The following is a 17,398-nucleotide window of genomic DNA, read 5'->3' on the forward strand; positions in this document are numbered from 1 at the left end:
GGTGTGTAATTATGGTTTTAAGACATTTATGGTTATAAATGAACTGTTATTTGTATCGTGGTAAATTTTATGGGTAGCTTTTTGAAAATCTTTTGGCTCTGCCTGATAAACATCCATAAATTTTTGAGGGTTTCTGTCTGCCAAAGGGAACCAAGAATTTTGAATTTGGATCATGATTTTATGTCCTTTCTTAAACGTATGGGCAACATCTGGCAACGGATAATTCACTTTAGTAATTGCACTAGGTACAAAAGGTTCAGGTTTTTCGAAGCTGTTGCGGTATTTACCTCTCATAATTTCTCCGCGAACTAGCATTTCATATCCACCCATTAATAAGTTTTTAGGATTTGGAGTAGGGTTCGGTGAATCTTCCGGATATACATCAATTAATTTAACTACATAATCGGCATCGGTACCTGTAGTAGAAACTACCAAGTTGGCTAAAACTGGTCCAGTTAAGGTAATATCTTCTGTCAAAACATCAGTTTGATAGGTTTTTACATCAGGTCTGCGAGCTGCAAAACGCTGATCATCTATCATATATTCACGAGTGCGTCTAGCCTGAACACCATCTTGGTAAGGAACAGGATTTGCAGGATCGCTCACATATTCATCCCAGCTATCTGTTCTGCCAACTTTTTCGAAAGCTAATTTCCCATTGGGTTGTAAATACAAGTTTTTGCTTTCCGTATCTGCAGGTGGCCAAGTGTTAAATTTCTTCCATTGGTTGCTACCAGTTACAAATATATTGGCTTCGGCAGGATTAAAATTGCCTTCTCCTTTTAAGTAATACTTAAAGAAAGGTAGTTCGAAATTCTCTTGGTAATAAGTACTGGTGGGTTGTCCGAATTCAATATCTCCAAAACTACTTCCAGTGCTACGTACCCAACCACCATGAAACCATGGGCCAGCAACTAAAATATTGTTTGCCGATGGGTTTTGTTTTTCAATTGCTTTATAAGTAGCAAAAGTTCCATAGGCATCTTCTGCGTCAAAAAAACCACCTACAACCATTACTGCAGGTTTTACATTGGTTAAATGAGGTAATATTAACCTGTCTTTCCAAAAGGTATCTAAGTTGGTATGCGTAAATAAATCATTCCAGAATTTGATGCTATCGCCCATGTATTTGTGTTTAAGATTTTTAACCGAACCTGCTTCCAAATAGAAACGATAGTTATCTTGTATAGGGAAATTAAATCCTTTTGGGCCTTTATCTGGTGTAATAGGTTTAGGGCGAGGAACGCCAAAAGTAGTCATGAAGCTAAACGCATCATTTAAAAATAGTACACCACGGTGGTGGAAATCATCTCCCATAAACCAATCGGTTACGGGTGCTTGTGGCGAAACTGCTTTTAAAGCTGGGTGTGCATTTGGTAAGGAAGTAGTTGAATAAAAACCAGGATAAGAGATACCAGAAATACCTACTTTGCCATTATTATTTTGTACATTTTTCACTAGCCAATCAATGGTATCGTACGTATCGGTACTTTCATCAATCGCCTTGTTTCCTTTTTCTTTGGTTTGCGGTCTAACATCTTCAAAATCTCCTTCGCTCATCCATTTTCCACGTACATCTTGATAAACGAAAATAAAACCTTCTCTCATCATAGCTGGAAAATTACCCAAACTCATTTTGTATTTATCTTCGCCATAGGGCGAAACAGTATACGGAGTACGGTTTAGTAGAATAGGATATTTTTTAGTTTGATCTTTTGGGATATAAATAGAGGTAAATAACTTCACTCCATCTCGCATCTGTATTTGTCGTTCTATTTTAGTGTAATGACTTCTTACATAAGCCGAATCTGTTTCTTGTGCAGAAACTGAATACGAAATTGAAGCGATAACGAGGAATAAGAATAATTTTAAACGGTTCATAGTAGCTAGTATAGGTTACAAAGCATAAATATAAAGAAACAATTTATCAGGATTTAAAGATTATAGGATTTTCGGGATGATGCAACCAAAACTTTACAACTAATTGAACAGGATTTGAGGATTATAGGATTTGCAGGATCAAGTAATCTCTCACCAGAACTTTACAACCTTCCAACATTCAACCTTCCAACTTTCCAACCGATTACGTAACTTAGCCGCATAAAATTTTAAAAGATATGCAATACGATGTAGTTGTTATTGGCTCGGGTCCGGGCGGTTATGTAGGTGCCATCCGTTGTGCACAATTAGGCTTAAAAACAGCCGTAGTAGAAAAATATAAAACCTATGGCGGTACCTGCTTAAATGTGGGCTGTATTCCATCAAAGGCTTTATTAGATTCTTCGGAGCATTTTCATAACGCCGCACATACCTTTACAACACATGGTATTAATTTAAAAGATTTAAAGGTTGATATGAAACAAATGATTGCCCGTAAGGACGATGTTGTTTCGCAAAACACTGCAGGTATCACCTATCTTTTTAAGAAAAATAAAATTGATGCCTTTGAAGGTGTAGGTTCATTTGTAGATAAAAACACCATTCTAGTTACCAAAGCAGATGGAACAACAGAAACACTTTCTGCTAAAAATGTAATCATAGCTACAGGTTCTAAACCTACTGCATTACCGTTTTTACCAATCGATAAAAAACGTATCATTACCTCTACCGAAGCCTTAAATATTAAAGAAGTACCTAAAACCATGATTGTTATTGGTGGTGGTGTAATTGGTTTAGAGTTAGGTTCAGTGTACGCTCGTTTAGGTACAAAAGTTTCAGTAGTTGAGTTTATGCCATCTATTATTGGAACCATGGATGCAGGCTTAGGTAAAGAATTACAACGTGTGTTAAAGAAATCTTTAGGCATGGAATTCTTTATGGGTCATAAAGTAACTGGAGCAACAGCTAAAGGTAAAACCGTAACCGTAACTGCCGATAACGCAAAAGGAGAACCTGTTAAATTTGAAGCCGATTACTGTATCGTTGCCGTAGGCAGAACTGCATATAGCGAAGGTTTAGGTTTAGATAAAATCGGGATTACAGTAGAAGAAAGAGGAAAGAAAATTCCAGTAAACGAGCATTTAGAGACTGCTGTTAAAGGTGTATATGCCATAGGCGATGTAATTACAGGTGCTATGTTAGCGCACAAAGCAGAAGATGAAGGTATATATGTTGCCGAAACTATTGCTGGACAAAAACCTCATATTAATTATAATTTAATACCAGGTGTGGTTTACACTTGGCCAGAAGTAGCATCTGTTGGTCAAACAGAAGAGCAATTGAAAGCCGCTGGTGTGAAATACAAAACAGGTTCATTCCCTTTCAAAGCAAGTGGAAGAGCAAAAGCAAGTATGGATACCGATGGTTTCGTAAAAGTGTTAGCCGATGAAGCAACCGACGAAATTTTAGGCGTACACATGATTGGTCCACGTGCTGCCGATATGATTGCAGAAGCAGTAGTAGCAATGGAGTTCCGTGCATCTGCAGAAGACATTGCAAGAATTTGCCACGCACACCCAACCTATACAGAAGCTATAAAAGAAGCAGCAATGGCTGCAACAGAAAACAGAGCAATACATATTTAAGAAGCCCGAAAGTTTATAGTCGGAAAGTCCGGAAGATATATTTAATAAAAAAGCCAGTAAGCAATTACTGGCTTTTTTAGTTGCGCTTTGTCATCCTGAGCTTGTCGAAGGAAATCTGTGCATCTGTGGCTTTTTTATTGCCAAAAATTAATACAATGATAACGTATAGCAAATATACGTTTCAACAACTCAGAATATTTTTGCGGTCAGATAAACAGATAAAAAATGACCGTAAAAACAAAACTATTCACCGCTATTGCATTTTGTGCTTTAGCATTAAGTTCTTGCGAAAAGAACAACACCGATCCCATTGTTGATCCTTCTGAAATCATTTTCCCTGAAGACATTTCTAGTTTTAAAGAAGTTGCTACAATAGACTTAGGCGCAGCAACTGCATCAGAGATTTCAGCGTATGATCCATCAACCAAAAAACTATTTGTAGTAAGTAATGATGGCGGTACAAAAGTAGAAGTAGTAGATTTAAGTGCATACCCAACAGTTACCAAAATGCAAACACTTACATATCCAAATAACGCAGGCATAAATAGCGTGGCGGTTAGCAACGGATTATTAGCTATTGCTTTAAATGGAGTAACACCACAGTCCAATGGAGATGTTGTAGTGTTAAAAACAGCTACTTTAGCAGAGGTTAAGAAAATCTCAGTAGGTGCAATGCCAGATATGGTAACGTTTAGTCCAGACGGTAATTATATTATTTCTGCAAACGAGGGCGAACCAAATGATGCCTATACAATAGATCCAGTTGGTTCAATTTCTATCATCGATGTAAAAAATAACTATACCACTAAAACCTTAGACTTTGCAGGTTTCGAAAGTGCTAAAGCATCACTAGTTGCTGCAGGATTAAGAATTTATGGTCTAAATGCAAGCTTCGCACAAGATATCGAGCCAGAATATGTTGCAGTTTCATCAGATTCTAAAAAAGCATTTGTAACACTACAAGAAAACAATGCAGTTGCAGAAGTTAATTTAGTTGCAGGAACAATTACTAAAATACAGCCGTTGGGTACAAGAGACATCAGCCTTGCTGAAAATGCTTTTGATGTAAGCGATAAAGACGGCAAAAAACAACTAGGTACTTGGCCAATTAAGGCATACTATTTACCAGATGCTATTTCTTATTTTGTTACCAATGAAACTGGTTATTTAGCGTTAGCAAATGAAGGCGATACCCGTGGTTGGACTGGATTTAACGAAGAAGTTCGTGTAAAAGATTTAACCCTAGACCCAACAAAATTCCCAACTGCAGCAACCTTAAAACTAGATGCTAACCTTGGTCGTTTAACCGTAACAAAAGCTTTTGGCGATACCGATGGCGATGGAGATTACGATGAGTTATTCTCAACAGGCGGCAGAAGCCTAAGCATAATTAATGCAACCACAGGTGTATTAGTGGCAAACATTGGTAAAGATTTAGAACAAAGAGTAATCGATGCAGGTAAATACGATGACGATCGTTCAGATAATAAAGGCGTAGAAGTAGAAGGCGTAACCGTTGCACAAGTAAACGGAAGATCATTAGCTTTTATTGGTATGGAACGAGTAGATATGATTGCAGTGTATGATGTAACCATCCCATCAACACCAAAATTTAAACAATTATTTGCAACCGGCGATGCACCCGAAGGCTTACTATTTGTAAAACCAAAAGATAGTCCAAACGGCAGAAGCTTACTAATTGTATCAAATGAAGATGACGGAACAGTAAAGTTCTTTCAACCAGATAAATTGTAGAGATTACAAATACATAATTAAAGCCAGTAAGAAATTACTGGCTTTTTTATTTACACCTTGTCATCCAGAGCGCAGCGAAGGATCTCTCTTTTACCATATAAGAAATATAAGTTCATTTAAGCTCATGACTTATATTTCCTTAAACCCCTTATATGGTCAAACAAAACAACACTATATATTATATCCAAATGATAAAAACTCCTTTCTATTCCCAATAGATTTAAGGAACTTTGCAACGCACTCAATTGCAACATTTCACACAATAAACTATGCCCGAAACTTCAGTTTTACAAAACCCTTTTCAAAATCATCCCTACAGTAAGAAAAGAGTAAGACTTGCTGTTTCCCTATTTTATTTCGGGCAAGGAGTTTGTTTCGCTTCATGGGCAAGTAGAATTCCAGATTTAAAATCTGCCATGCAACTTTCCGATGCACAATTAGGAAGCATCTTACTCGCCTTACCCTTAGGTCAATTGATAACAATGCCTATTTCTGGTAGATTAACTACTATTTTCGGCAGCAGAAGAATGTTAACCATTGCCACACCATTGTATGCCTTGGCACTAACAATATTAGCTTTAGCAACTGCAGGTTGGCAATTGGCTATATTTCTATTCCTATTTGGTATAGCCGGTAACCTTTGCAACATCGCTCTAAACACACAAGGCGTTGCAGGCGAAACCTATTACGGTAAACCCATCATGACCTCCTTTCACGGCGCATGGAGTGTTGGTGGTTTTTCAGGAGCATTAATAGGTTTATTGATGGTCAATTTGCACCTCACACCCTATATCCATTTCTGGATTATTGCAATTTTGGCATGGGCACACATCGCAATTAACTACCGCTACTTATTAGGTTGGCAAAAGCCTAAAGAAACCGAAAAAACAAAGCTATTTACCAAACCTCAAGGCGTACTCGTTCAATTAGGTATTATAGGTTTTTGCAGCATGGCAACAGAAGGCGCCATGTTCGATTGGAGTGGAGTTTATTTTAAAGAAATTGTAAAAGCACCCCATGCGTTAGTTATCCTCGGCTACACTTCCTTTATGATTATGATGGCAACCGGACGCTTTTTAGGCGATAAAGTAATTGCCCGTTACGGAAGAAAAAGAATGCTGCAAATCAGCGGCGTAATCATTTCAACAGGCATGTTTATCTCTGTCCTTTTCCCTTTCATTGTGCCCGCAACCATAGGTTTTATGCTCGTAGGTATCGGTGTATCTGGTATCGTACCAATGGTATACACCATCGCAGGCAGCAACAAAAAAGTCTCTCCAGGTATCGCCTTAGCAATGGTTTCAGGCGTTAGTTATTTTGGCTTTTTAATGGGGCCACCATTAATCGGCTACATTTCAGCCCTATCCAGCTTACGTTATTCTTACGCAGTAATCGGCTGTTTCGGTTTGCTAATTTCTATACTAGTAGCTAAAATTAGCGCTATAAAGTAATTAAGTTTATAAGGCGGTCGTCTTTGCGAAGGAGGTTTTTCACCGACTGCGGCAATCTCCCTCATGCTTAAAAAATTCTCGAAAAACTAACCCAAATACCTTAGGTGTCCTCAGGTTTCTTAGGTGGTAAAATATTTGTAAAACAGCGCCAGCATTTCATCGCAAAATCAGTCCTGCTATCCACTCCAATCTTTTTGTGTCAACGTCTTTCGTCATTTCGAGCGCGGCCGAGAAACCTTTAAACAATGCAAACCAACAACAAGATGATGCAACACAAAAAGTATTTCCATTACTATCAGGTTTAATAAACCAAAAACAGCGAACTAAAAGAAACCCAGCTAAGGTTCTCTTAGGTTTCTTAGGTGATAAAAAACCTTCCGCAACCATAAAACAACCTACATCATTTCAGAAACTACCATCATCCATTCCGAAACTGCAACAAACCATTCCGAAGCTACAATAGTACATTCCGAAACCGCAACAAACCATTCCGAAATTGCAATAGTATATCCCGAAACTGCAACAAACTATTCAGAAACTACAATAGTATATTCCGAAGCTGCAATAGTATATTCTGAACCTGCAACCATCCATTTCGAAACTACCATCACACATTCCTAAACTGCAACCATTAATTCAAATACCATCATAGTAGTTTCTAATTTTAAAACACTACATTTAAATAATCACCCCCAATTATTATACTTTCACAAGTATTCATGGCATAATACTAACATACAAGTAAACAATAGCAAAATACATTGCTATTTAAACAACTACACTATGTTATCATTAAACCTAAACACTATTTTCAAAGCCAGAGGCATCGAAAAACCCTACTCCTATTTAGTAAAAGCAGGCATTAACCCACGTTCTGCCAACGGCCTATTAGCTAGTACACCCAGAGCTTTAAAACTAGACCACATCGAAATCATTTGCAAGCTCCTCCTCTGCACACCCAACGACCTCCTCATCTGGACACCCACCAAAGACCAAACCTATCCAGAAAACCATCCATTACATGCCCTCAAAAAACCAGAAGAACAAAACAACATACATGAACTACTTGCCACAATGTCCTTTGAACAAGTAAAAGAAATAACCCAAACTATAAACAACATAAAAAAAGCCCTTTAATCTTTTAGACTAAAGGGCTCGCTTTATTTGTGTGTTGTATTATTCGCTAACTTCTGCTTTAACGGTTTTCTTTGCTGCTTCTGGTTTTTTCTTAAACCAACCTTTAATTAGTTTAGAGTTTACATCACCAAGTAAATACATACAAGGCACTAATATTAAGGTTAAGAAAGTAGCAAAGGCTAAACCGAAAATCATGGTCCATGATAAAGGTCCCCAGAATGCTACGTTATCTCCACCAAAATAAAGATGCGGATTAAACTCTGTAAATAACGTAGTAAAATCTAAGTTTAAACCTACTGCCAAAGGAATTAAACCTAACATGGTAGCTGTTGCAGTTAACAATACTGGGGTCATACGTGTACGACCAGCCTCAATAACGGCTTCTTTTATTGGCATGCCTTGTTCAATTAACAGGTCTGTAAATTCTACGAGTAGAATTCCGTTACGAACCACAATACCAGCTAGCGCTACGATACCAATACCACTCATTACAATAGACATTTCCATACCAAATATGGTTATACCTAAAATAACACCAATAATACTGAATAAGATTTCGCTTAGAATTATCATTGGTTTGGTGATAGAATTAAATTGAGCAACCAAAATAATTAAGATTAACCCCAATGCAATTAACATTGCTCTACCTAAAAAGGCTGCGGTTTCTAATTGCTCTTCTTGCTCACCCGCCATTTTAACTTCTACACCTGTAGGTACTTTAAAGGTGTTAATTTCACTTTGTATTTTAGCTACCACCTCATTAGGATTAGCAGATGCTAGTACATTTGAAGATAGGATAATGATACGTTTTTGTTGCTTACGTTTAATGCCACCATAAGTATTTACATAATCTATATTAGCAAATGATGATAATGGAACTTGACGAATAATGCCGCCCATACCCATATCGCGATAAGTCATTTTCATGTTTCTTAAGGCATCGAGGTTGTTGCGCTGATTTTCTTGAGAACGTAGGGTGATGTCGTAATCTTCATCAACATCTCTAAACTTAGATACATCTTTTCCGAAAATGGCGGTACGCAAATCCCCTCCAATCTGACCAGAAGATAAGCCTTCTCTATTTGCTCTTTCACGGTCAAGGTCAAAAACAATTTCGGGTTTGTTGTTTAAGAAATCTGATTTTAACTCTTCAATTCCATCAATTTTTTTAGATACAATGAATTTTTTAAGGTTATCGGAAGTTTTAACCAAAGAATCTAAATTATCACCTGTAATTTCAATACTGATTGGTTTTGCTGTTGGTGGGCCGCCTTGTTCTTTTGCAACTGTAATTTCTGCTCCAGGAACACCTTTAACTGCCTCTCTAATTTTACTTAAATAGCTAGATGTTTCTGCGCCAGTTCGTTTACCGTACTCTACAAAGGCAACTGTAATTTTTCCTTTGTTTGTGTATTCTCCTTGGTCTTCATCTTGTGGATCTGTTACCCCAACTGTTACGTTAGAGATGATAGAAGAAACATCTTTATTGTTTTTACCAACTACGTCTGTTACTTTTTTCTCTAGCTTTTGGATAACTTCATTTGTATGTGCTTGATCGGTTCCGATTGGAAGGTTTAAATACACATATATAAAGTTAGGGTCTCCCTCTGGGAAGAAAACTACTTTAGGAGGAACAACGGTCATTAAACCTATTGTAAACACCAATAAACCTACTGTTCCCCAAAGCATCGCCCTTGGCCAATTTAATGCTTTGGTTAATAACCTAGCATAACTTGTTTGAAAACGTGGCCATAAATTGTTTTGGAAGTTTTTAACGGCATTTTCTAAGAAGAAATGATTTACTAGATAAAGTATAATCATTAAAACCATGAAGTTACCAAAGCCAAATGCATATAAGTAAGCAAGCACAGTTATGCCTGCCATAATTAGCACGGTTTTCTTTACTTTTTTATCAAATTTAGGTTTATGTGTTTTGTGATCTTCAATCTCCATAAAATCTACCGCAAAAACAGGGTTGATGATATAGGCTACTACCAGCGAAGCTAATAAAGTAATGATTAACGTTACTGGTAAAAAGAACATAAACTCGCCAATAATACCTGGCCAAAATAGCAATGGTACAAATGGAGCTAATGTTGTTAATGTACCTGAAAGTACTGGCATAAATACTTCGCCAGCGGCTGCTTTAGCTGCTTTAACAATAGGCACTTTACCGTTGTTAAATATACGGTGTGTGTTTTCTATTACTACAATTGCATCATCTACTACAATACCCAAACCTAAAAGGAAGGAGAAGAGTACAATCATGTTCATGGTAAAGTTAAAGCCAAATATACCGCCTAGTGCAGGCATGGTTATAAAGGCAATAAACATTGATAATGGTACTGATAATGCAACAAATAGTGCATTTTTAACACCCATGAAAAACATTAGGATGATGGTTACCAATATAAAACCGATGATAATGGTGTTAATTAAATCGTGTAAGGTAACACGAGTTTGGTTTGATTGATCTCCAGTAACGGTAATGTTTAGGTTTTTTGGCAATGAGGTACCTTTCATTTCTTTAATCAACGAATTGATTTTATCTGAAGCCTCAATTAAGTTTTCGCCACTACGTTTTTTTACGTTTAAGGTAATTACGTTTTTGCCATATAAACTTGCATAACTGTTTTGCTCTTTAAAGCTATCTTTTACTTCGGCAATATCTCTTAAATATACAGAAGAGCCTGTTGGTGTTTTGATAATCAGGTTTGCAATTTGATCTGCGTTTGTAAATTCTTTTTTAACGTTCAATGTTCTACGTAAACCATCCATTTTAATGTCTCCACCAGAAATAGTTGCATTTTCGTATTTCACAGCATTTTCAATATCTGTAAAAGATATTTTGGCTGCGCTCATTTTATTTAAATCTACATTGATTTGAACCTCTTGCTCTAATGCGCCTACAATGTCAACACCAGATATTTCTTTAAAGCTTTCTATTCTATCTTGCAGTTCTTTTGCATATTTCTTTAGGCTTTTAAGGTCATAATCTCCAGAGAGATTAAGATACATAATTGGCATATCTGCAAGGTTAATATCACTTACAGTAGGGTCATTAGGTAAATCGTTTGGTAAATCTTGTTTTGCTTTATCTACCGCATCTTTTACACGTTGTTTCGCGTCTGCTACTTCTACGTTTGTATTAAATTCGGCAGTAATTATTGAGAAATTTTGGTATGAATTAGAAGTAACCTTTTTTAATCCCTTTGTTGATTTTAGTTCTTTCTCAATTTGTTTGGTAACCAAAGTTTCCATGTTTGCAGGAGATGTACCAGGGTAAACGGTAGATACAAATATCTTGGGAATTAAAACCTCTGGAAAATTCTCTTTTGGTAAACCTTGATAGCCAAGATACCCCATAATGGCAATGATAGCCGTTAAGACATAAACGGCTGTTTTATTATCAATTGCCCAGCTAGAGGGACCAAATTCTTTTTTAAAATCGTCTTTCATCTATTTTAAGATTAAGCGTAAATATTTTTAAGTGTATTTTGTGATTAGAATTTAACGGTATCTTCTTCGTTTAAATTCTGAGCGCCAGCAGTAACTACTTTATCGCCAACTTTAAGGCCAGATAAAACTTCTACCCTTCCTTCGTAAGTTTTACCGGTTTTAATGATGACTTTTTTAGCTATTCCGTTAACTGCAACGAATACAAAATCTCCATTTTCTGCTTTTTGAATAGCCGAGATAGGTATTACTATTGCTTTTGCGTTTTGATAATCAACAATTTTTAAAACCGCTAACATATTAGGGCGATATTTTTTGCTTGATGGCAAGTTAATTTGAACTTCAAAACTTCTAGATGCAGGATCAATAGTTTTAGATGCATAATTTATCTTAGTTCTTAAACTATCTGGTACATCAGGGAAAATAACATTTACTTCATCACCTTGGCTTACTCGGCCAGCATAAGTTTCTGCAACTTGTGCTTTAGCTTTTAAATTACTTGCGTTAATTATTCTAATGCCAGACATTCCTGGAGCTACAGATTCACCAACTTTTAAGTCCATTGCATCAATAGTGCCGCTAATTGGAGCTTTGATTTTGTACATTGCTATTTGAGAACGTAAGGTTGCAATTCTATTTTCTGCTGCTTCTTTTTGAGTTTTAGCATTGATGTATTGTACTTCTGTACCAATTTTTTGATCCCAAAGATTTTTTTGTCTGTTAAATAAGCTAGTAGCCAAAGTTAATTGAGTTTGTAACTCAGCTATATTTTGTCTTAAAACTTTATCATCTATTTGTGCTAAAACTTGACCTTTACTTACGCCTTGACCAATTTTTACATACACAGCAGTAACTGCACCTTGCGCCTCAGGATTTACCTGAATATTTTCTTCGGCATCAATTCTACCTTGTATTTCTAAATAATTTTTAAAGTTAGTTTCAGCTATTTCATAAACAGAAACATCTCTTGCAACGGTTTTGGTTGTATCACTTGAACCAGCTTCGGTTTCTAACTTCGTAATTTTCGCATCTAATTCTGTACGTTGTTTTTTAAGATCCGCTAATTCAGCTTTTGGATCTTTTGGCTTTGAACATGCCGCTAAAAATGCGATTGCTGCTATAAATAATATTCTTTTCATTATAAATTGTTTGTAAGGTTAGTAGTTAATGTTTCCTAAAGCTTTATCTAGATTTACTTTGTTAATCAGCATATCGTATAAAGCATTTATATAATTGTTTTGAGCTTCTTTTAATGAAGTTTCTGCAGTGGTTACCTCTAAACTAGAGCCAACACCTTGATCGTATTTGATTTTAGTAACACGTAAAACTTCTTTAGCCAATTCCATATTTCTTTTTTGGTTTTCTAAAGATTTTTGACCGTTTAGATAGATGGTTTGTGATTGTGCAACTTCAAGTTCAATAGCGTTTTGAAGATTGATTAAGTTGTTGTCTGTTTTTAACGACTCTAATTTTGCATTACGCAATTGATAAAGTTTCTGACCACCAGAAATTAAAGGAACTGATAACCTCAAACCAATAACTGTTGTAGGGAAACGTTTATCATATAAGTTTGAAAATTTATCGGCTTGGAAATTTGCAGAAGTACTGCCGAAAGCAGATAAAGATGGTAAAAACAAGCTTTTATATCTTTTTACATCTAATTCGTTTAATTTCTTTTGAGTTTGCAATAAAGAATACTCTATCCTTTTGTTATAAACGTCATTTGTGCCTATTACAGGAGTTTTGTCTACATTAACATCACTAATTTTATCTGTTAAGGTAAGAGAACTGCCAACAGTCATCCCCATTTGAAACTTTAACAAGTTCACGTTTAAGGCTAATAATCTAATTACATTTTCACGTTCAGTAAGTAAATTATTGTTTAAAACACTTAGTCTGTCAACATCTATTTTTTCTACAAAACCATTTTTAAGCATTTGCTCTGTATCATTTAATGATTTTTTTAAACGCTCTAAATTGGCATCAATTAAAGAAAGTTGCTCATTGCTTACCAAAACAGAATAATAAGCTTTGGTTACTGCAACTGTAGTTTCAATTCTAGTTCTGCCAGTTGCTTTTACAGAAAGTTCTTTATAGGTTCTTGAAGCTTTTAAGCCTACTAAATAGCTACCATCAAATAATAATTGATTAAGTTCTAATCCAACTCCAGAGTTGTATTTAACGCCAAACTTAACTGGGATTTGAGTGCCTGGTGCACCAAAAAATTCTCCAGGAAGCAAACTTGTAGGAACTTTAAGGTAATCTTGGAAATTTGCATTTGCACTTAATTGAGGTAAGCCAATACCAATAGTTTGTTTAACTGTGTTGATTGCAATTTGCTCATCAATTTTTGCATTTTTAATATCCGATTGATGTTGTTGCGCATAAGAAATAGCATCTTGTAAGCTAAAACTTGCAGTTGTGTCTTTTTGCTGAGCCATGGTAGGGAAAGCCAAACTCAAGCTAAAAAGTAAAATGTAAAGTTGTTTTTTCATAAAAGTTATAATGCTTGCGTCGATTGTTGTTTGTAGTAATTAATTTTTTCTAATCCTTTTTGGTTACAAACACCGTAAAGGAAATGTTCAGTAATCTCAGCCATTACCTGAGCAATGTTATATTTATTCTTAGTATAATGATCGTGTTGGTTAAAAAGTAAATCAACTTGATCAAGGCGCATTTGTGTTAAAATATCTTTATTAATTTCAGGACGATAAAGACCTTCTTTAATGCCACGCTCTAAATTTTCAAAAATGCATTTGCCTAAATTATTTTCTTTAAACTCTTTAAAATGCAACCAAGCTTTTGGATGATATTTTTGCAAATCATAAAAGAGCTTCGGATTCATACTCGTTAATAGCTCGTGGATATTGGTGATTGCGAAAAATATTTCATGAACTGCATTTTCTGCATTTGATGCACAAAAATCCATTGTGCAATTTTGATTGGTGAGTTTATCTTTTATCAGAATGTTTACCAATTCGTCTTTATCGCTAAAATGCTGATAGATGGTTTTTTTAGACATGCCCAAATGCTTGGCAATATCATCCATGGTTACACTTTTAAAGCCATACTGACAAAAAAGTTTATCCGACTCCTCAATTATATATTCCTTTACTTCCAATTTTGCTCCTTAATTTTTAGTAAAAACTAGCCCCAAATTTTTCTTATTAAAATTTCAATCTCTTCGGCTATCGTAGTTTCTACTTGTTTATATTCCAACATGTTCTTTAAAATGATGGAGCAAAACTATGGAAACTTTTTTTAATTCCAAAGTTTCCTAATTAATATTTTTATTTCTTCAATGAGCGTTTGCTCTGTCTGTGTTGTTTCCATGATACAAAAAAACATAATTATGTAAGGCGGAAATAGTCTTAATCGGTGAATGGAGGATTTGAGTAGGTGAAATTCTGAAGAAATCGGGTTACAGGTTGCGGGTTAGGAGTTACGGGACTAGACGTACAATCATAGTTGGTTAATAATTTAACAACTCAAAGATTTATTTTATATTCGGCATGAGAAGAGAGAAAGCACCCAAACCTGCAATTCATAACATAAAACCCACAATCCAAAAATGAAAAAAGGAAGAATAGAGGCATTTAGCGATGGGGTTATTGCCATCATTATTACCATTATGGTTTTGGAGTTAAAAGTTCCGCATGATAAAAGTAGTTTCAAAGATTTATTGCCATTATTGCCAGTGTTTTCGAGCTATGTACTCAGTTTTATTTACGTAGGTATTTATTGGAACAACCATCATCACATGTTTATGGTGGTAAATAAAGTAAACGGAGCCATACTTTGGGCCAATTTGCATTTATTGTTTTGGTTATCGATGATCCCTTTTGCTACCGCTTGGATGGGCGAAAATCATTTTGCACCTGCACCAGTTGCCACGTATGGCTTTGTTTTATTAATGAATGGAATAGCCTACACTATATTAACATTGGTTTTAGTTAAACATCATGGAGATGAATCGGTACTATCAAGAGCGGTTGGTGCCGATTTTAAAGGAAAAATGTCTATCGCTTGTTACATTTTAGCTATTCCAAGCGCTTTTATTCATGTTGGTATTTCTGGCGGTTTATTTGTGCTAATTGCGCTAGTTTGGCTAGTGCCAGATAAAAGAATTGAAAAAGTTGTTCACGAAGAAAATTTAAAGACTTAAAAGCATAAAATTTATCTATTACATTTGCGCTTTAATTAAAACTATGTCCATTTTGCAAGAAAATGTATCCTTAAAAAAGTATAATACTTTTGGTATTGATGTTAACGCAAGTTATTTCGTCGAAGTTAAAAATGGAGAAGATTTAAGGGAAGTTTTTAGTAATCCGATTGCAAAGACCAAAAAGCTATTGGTTTTAGGAGGCGGAAGCAATATGCTTTTCACAAAAGATTTTGATGGTGTAATATTAAAAGTAAGCATTCAAGGTATTACGTATCAAACACAGGGTGATGATGTGATGGTTACTGCTGGTGGTGGCGTAGTGTGGAATGATTTAGTAAGCTATTGCGTTGAAAATAATTTCGCTGGAATAGAAAACTTAACCTTAATACCAGGTACAGTAGGCGCTTCGCCAATACAAAACATTGGGGCATATGGTGTAGAATTAAAAGATGTTTTTTCTTCTTGTATGGCATTTGAAATCGCCACTGGCGAAACCAGAACATTTACCTATGCAGATTGTAATTTTGGATATAGAGACAGTGTGTTTAAAAATGAATTGAAGAATAAATACATTATCACTTCTGTACAATTTCATTTGAGTAAGCAGGCAAAATTGCAAACACATTACGGCGCTATTACTGCAGAACTGGAAAAAAGAAATATCACAAAACCAACAATTGCAGATATTTCTAAAGTTGTAGCTGATATTAGAGTAAGTAAACTGCCTGATCCTAAAACAATTGGCAATGCAGGTAGCTTTTTCAAAAATCCAGTCATTGAAAAAAGTGTTTTTGATGATTTGATTAAGAAATTTCCAGAAGTAGTGAATTATCCTGCGCCAAATGGAAAAATTAAACTTGCTGCTGGTTGGTTAATTGAACAGTGTGGTTTTAAAGGAATTGTTGTTGGAGAAACGGGTACTTGGAAAAACCAGGCATTGGTATTGGTTAATCATGGTTATGCTAGCGGACAAGAAGTGTATATTTTTTCGGAACAAATAATTAATACAGTATATACCAAGTTTTCGGTAAAGTTAGAACGAGAAGTAAATATATTGTGACATGTCCATTTTTGCTTAATTAGATAAGATTTCTCTTTAAAGTAAAACTCATTTTCCTTTTTGGTATCATAGTTGTATAGGTTTTAGTAATTACAAACAGTTAGCTCGAACCACATCAGCTTCTGTTTTCTTTTTTAAAACTTAAAACTAAAAACTATGACACAGCTTCAATTTAACCACCAATTGCATGATTATTCTGGTTCGTTACAGTCCTTCGCTTTAAATTTTACGAAAGATATTGAGGATGCCAATGATTTGGTACAAGATACCATGCTGAAAGCGGTTACCTATTATAGTAAATTTAAAGAGGGTACAAATTTAAAAGGCTGGTTATTTACCATTATGCGCAATACGTTTATTAATAACTATAGACGCATGGTAAAAACCAATACATTAATTACACAAAGCGAAGATATATCTTCAGCCAACTTACATTATAGTGCAACTAGAAATGAAGTAGAAAGTAAATTTGTAATGGGCGATATTCATAAAGCTTTAGCAACATTACAACCAGAGTATTATGTTCCGTTTATTAAATATTTCGAGGGTTTTAAATACCATGAAATAGCGGACGAATTAAATATTCCAATTGGAACAGTAAAAACACGTATTCACGTAGCACGTGGTATTTTAAAGAAATATTTAAAAACGTATGCAAAAGATCTTACAATGGCAGATGCATAATTTTAAAGAATTTACCAATGAAAAACAAATAGAAGGGCTCCTAAATGGAGCCTTTTTTTTGTTTGATAACCAAAGGGTTGATAGTATAAGGAAAAATTTGTTATACATTCAATATGAAATCATCGCGTCATTGCGAGTCTCCGATTTTTCATCGGGGCGAAGCAAT

At 35.3% G+C, this 17,398-nt stretch carries 12 protein-coding genes; 7 read left to right on the forward strand and 5 right to left on the reverse strand.

Annotation, left to right across the window (positions count from 1 at the left end; all coding sequences use genetic code 11):
* Positions 1-9 precede the first annotated feature (9 nt).
* Complete coding sequence (locus tag GM921_RS14825; RefSeq protein ID WP_182923410.1) at positions 10-1,881, reverse strand: CocE/NonD family hydrolase; 1,872 nt, start codon at positions 1,879-1,881, stop codon at positions 10-12.
* Between the two features lie 236 nt (positions 1,882-2,117).
* On the opposite strand from GM921_RS14825, the gene lpdA reads away from it, so the two are divergent.
* The 4 genes from lpdA (at position 2,118) to GM921_RS14845 (ending at position 7,867) form a co-directional block, all read left to right on the forward strand.
* A complete protein-coding gene (gene lpdA, locus GM921_RS14830) occupies positions 2,118-3,524 on the forward strand; it encodes a dihydrolipoyl dehydrogenase (protein ID WP_182923411.1) in 1,407 nt (468 codons plus the stop codon).
* A 225-nt stretch (positions 3,525-3,749) separates the two neighbouring features.
* Complete coding sequence (locus tag GM921_RS14835; protein WP_182923412.1) at positions 3,750-5,279, forward strand: choice-of-anchor I family protein; 1,530 nt, start codon at positions 3,750-3,752, stop codon at positions 5,277-5,279.
* 269 nt (positions 5,280-5,548) lie between these two features.
* The gene (locus tag GM921_RS14840; protein ID WP_182923413.1) at positions 5,549-6,730 is read left to right on the forward strand and encodes an MFS transporter; all 1,182 of its coding nucleotides are present in this window, start codon (positions 5,549-5,551) and stop codon (positions 6,728-6,730) included.
* A 783-nt stretch (positions 6,731-7,513) separates the two neighbouring features.
* Positions 7,514-7,867, forward strand: a complete 354-nt coding sequence (locus tag GM921_RS14845) for a helix-turn-helix domain-containing protein (RefSeq protein WP_182923414.1) — start codon at positions 7,514-7,516, stop codon at positions 7,865-7,867.
* A gap of 39 nt (positions 7,868-7,906) precedes the next feature.
* On the opposite strand, the gene GM921_RS14850 is transcribed toward GM921_RS14845, so the two are convergent.
* From GM921_RS14850 to GM921_RS14865, 4 genes are read right to left on the reverse strand one after another with little or no spacing between them, the layout of a single operon-like run.
* On the reverse strand, positions 7,907-11,326 hold the full coding sequence (locus GM921_RS14850; protein WP_182923415.1) for an efflux RND transporter permease subunit: 3,420 nt from the start codon (positions 11,324-11,326) through the stop codon (positions 7,907-7,909).
* 44 nt (positions 11,327-11,370) lie between these two features.
* Positions 11,371-12,462, reverse strand: coding sequence for an efflux RND transporter periplasmic adaptor subunit (locus GM921_RS14855; protein ID WP_182923416.1), 1,092 nt, complete (start codon positions 12,460-12,462; stop codon positions 11,371-11,373).
* Between the two features lie 18 nt (positions 12,463-12,480).
* Positions 12,481-13,818 (reverse strand): TolC family protein, encoded by a 1,338-nt coding sequence (locus GM921_RS14860; RefSeq protein ID WP_182923417.1) that lies wholly within the window; start codon positions 13,816-13,818, stop codon positions 12,481-12,483.
* 5 nt (positions 13,819-13,823) lie between these two features.
* On the reverse strand, positions 13,824-14,444 hold the full coding sequence (locus tag GM921_RS14865) for a TetR/AcrR family transcriptional regulator (RefSeq protein ID WP_182923418.1): 621 nt from the start codon (positions 14,442-14,444) through the stop codon (positions 13,824-13,826).
* Positions 14,445-14,894: 450 nt separating this feature from the next.
* On the opposite strand from GM921_RS14865, the gene GM921_RS14870 reads away from it, so the two are divergent.
* The 3 genes from GM921_RS14870 (at position 14,895) to GM921_RS14880 (ending at position 17,232) form a co-directional block, all read left to right on the forward strand.
* Positions 14,895-15,488: a TMEM175 family protein gene (locus GM921_RS14870; RefSeq protein ID WP_182923419.1), complete on the forward strand. Its 594-nt coding sequence runs from the start codon at positions 14,895-14,897 to the stop codon at positions 15,486-15,488.
* A gap of 43 nt (positions 15,489-15,531) precedes the next feature.
* Entirely contained in the window at positions 15,532-16,548 is a 1,017-nt protein-coding gene (gene murB, locus GM921_RS14875) for a UDP-N-acetylmuramate dehydrogenase (protein ID WP_182923420.1), read from the forward strand.
* Between the two features lie 156 nt (positions 16,549-16,704).
* Entirely contained in the window at positions 16,705-17,232 is a 528-nt protein-coding gene (locus GM921_RS14880; protein ID WP_182923421.1) for an RNA polymerase sigma factor, read from the forward strand.
* Positions 17,233-17,398 lie beyond the last annotated feature (166 nt).

It is taken from the genome of Pedobacter planticolens (assembly GCF_014172375.1).
GTDB classification, from domain to species: Bacteria; Bacteroidota; Bacteroidia; order Sphingobacteriales; family Sphingobacteriaceae; genus Pedobacter; species Pedobacter planticolens.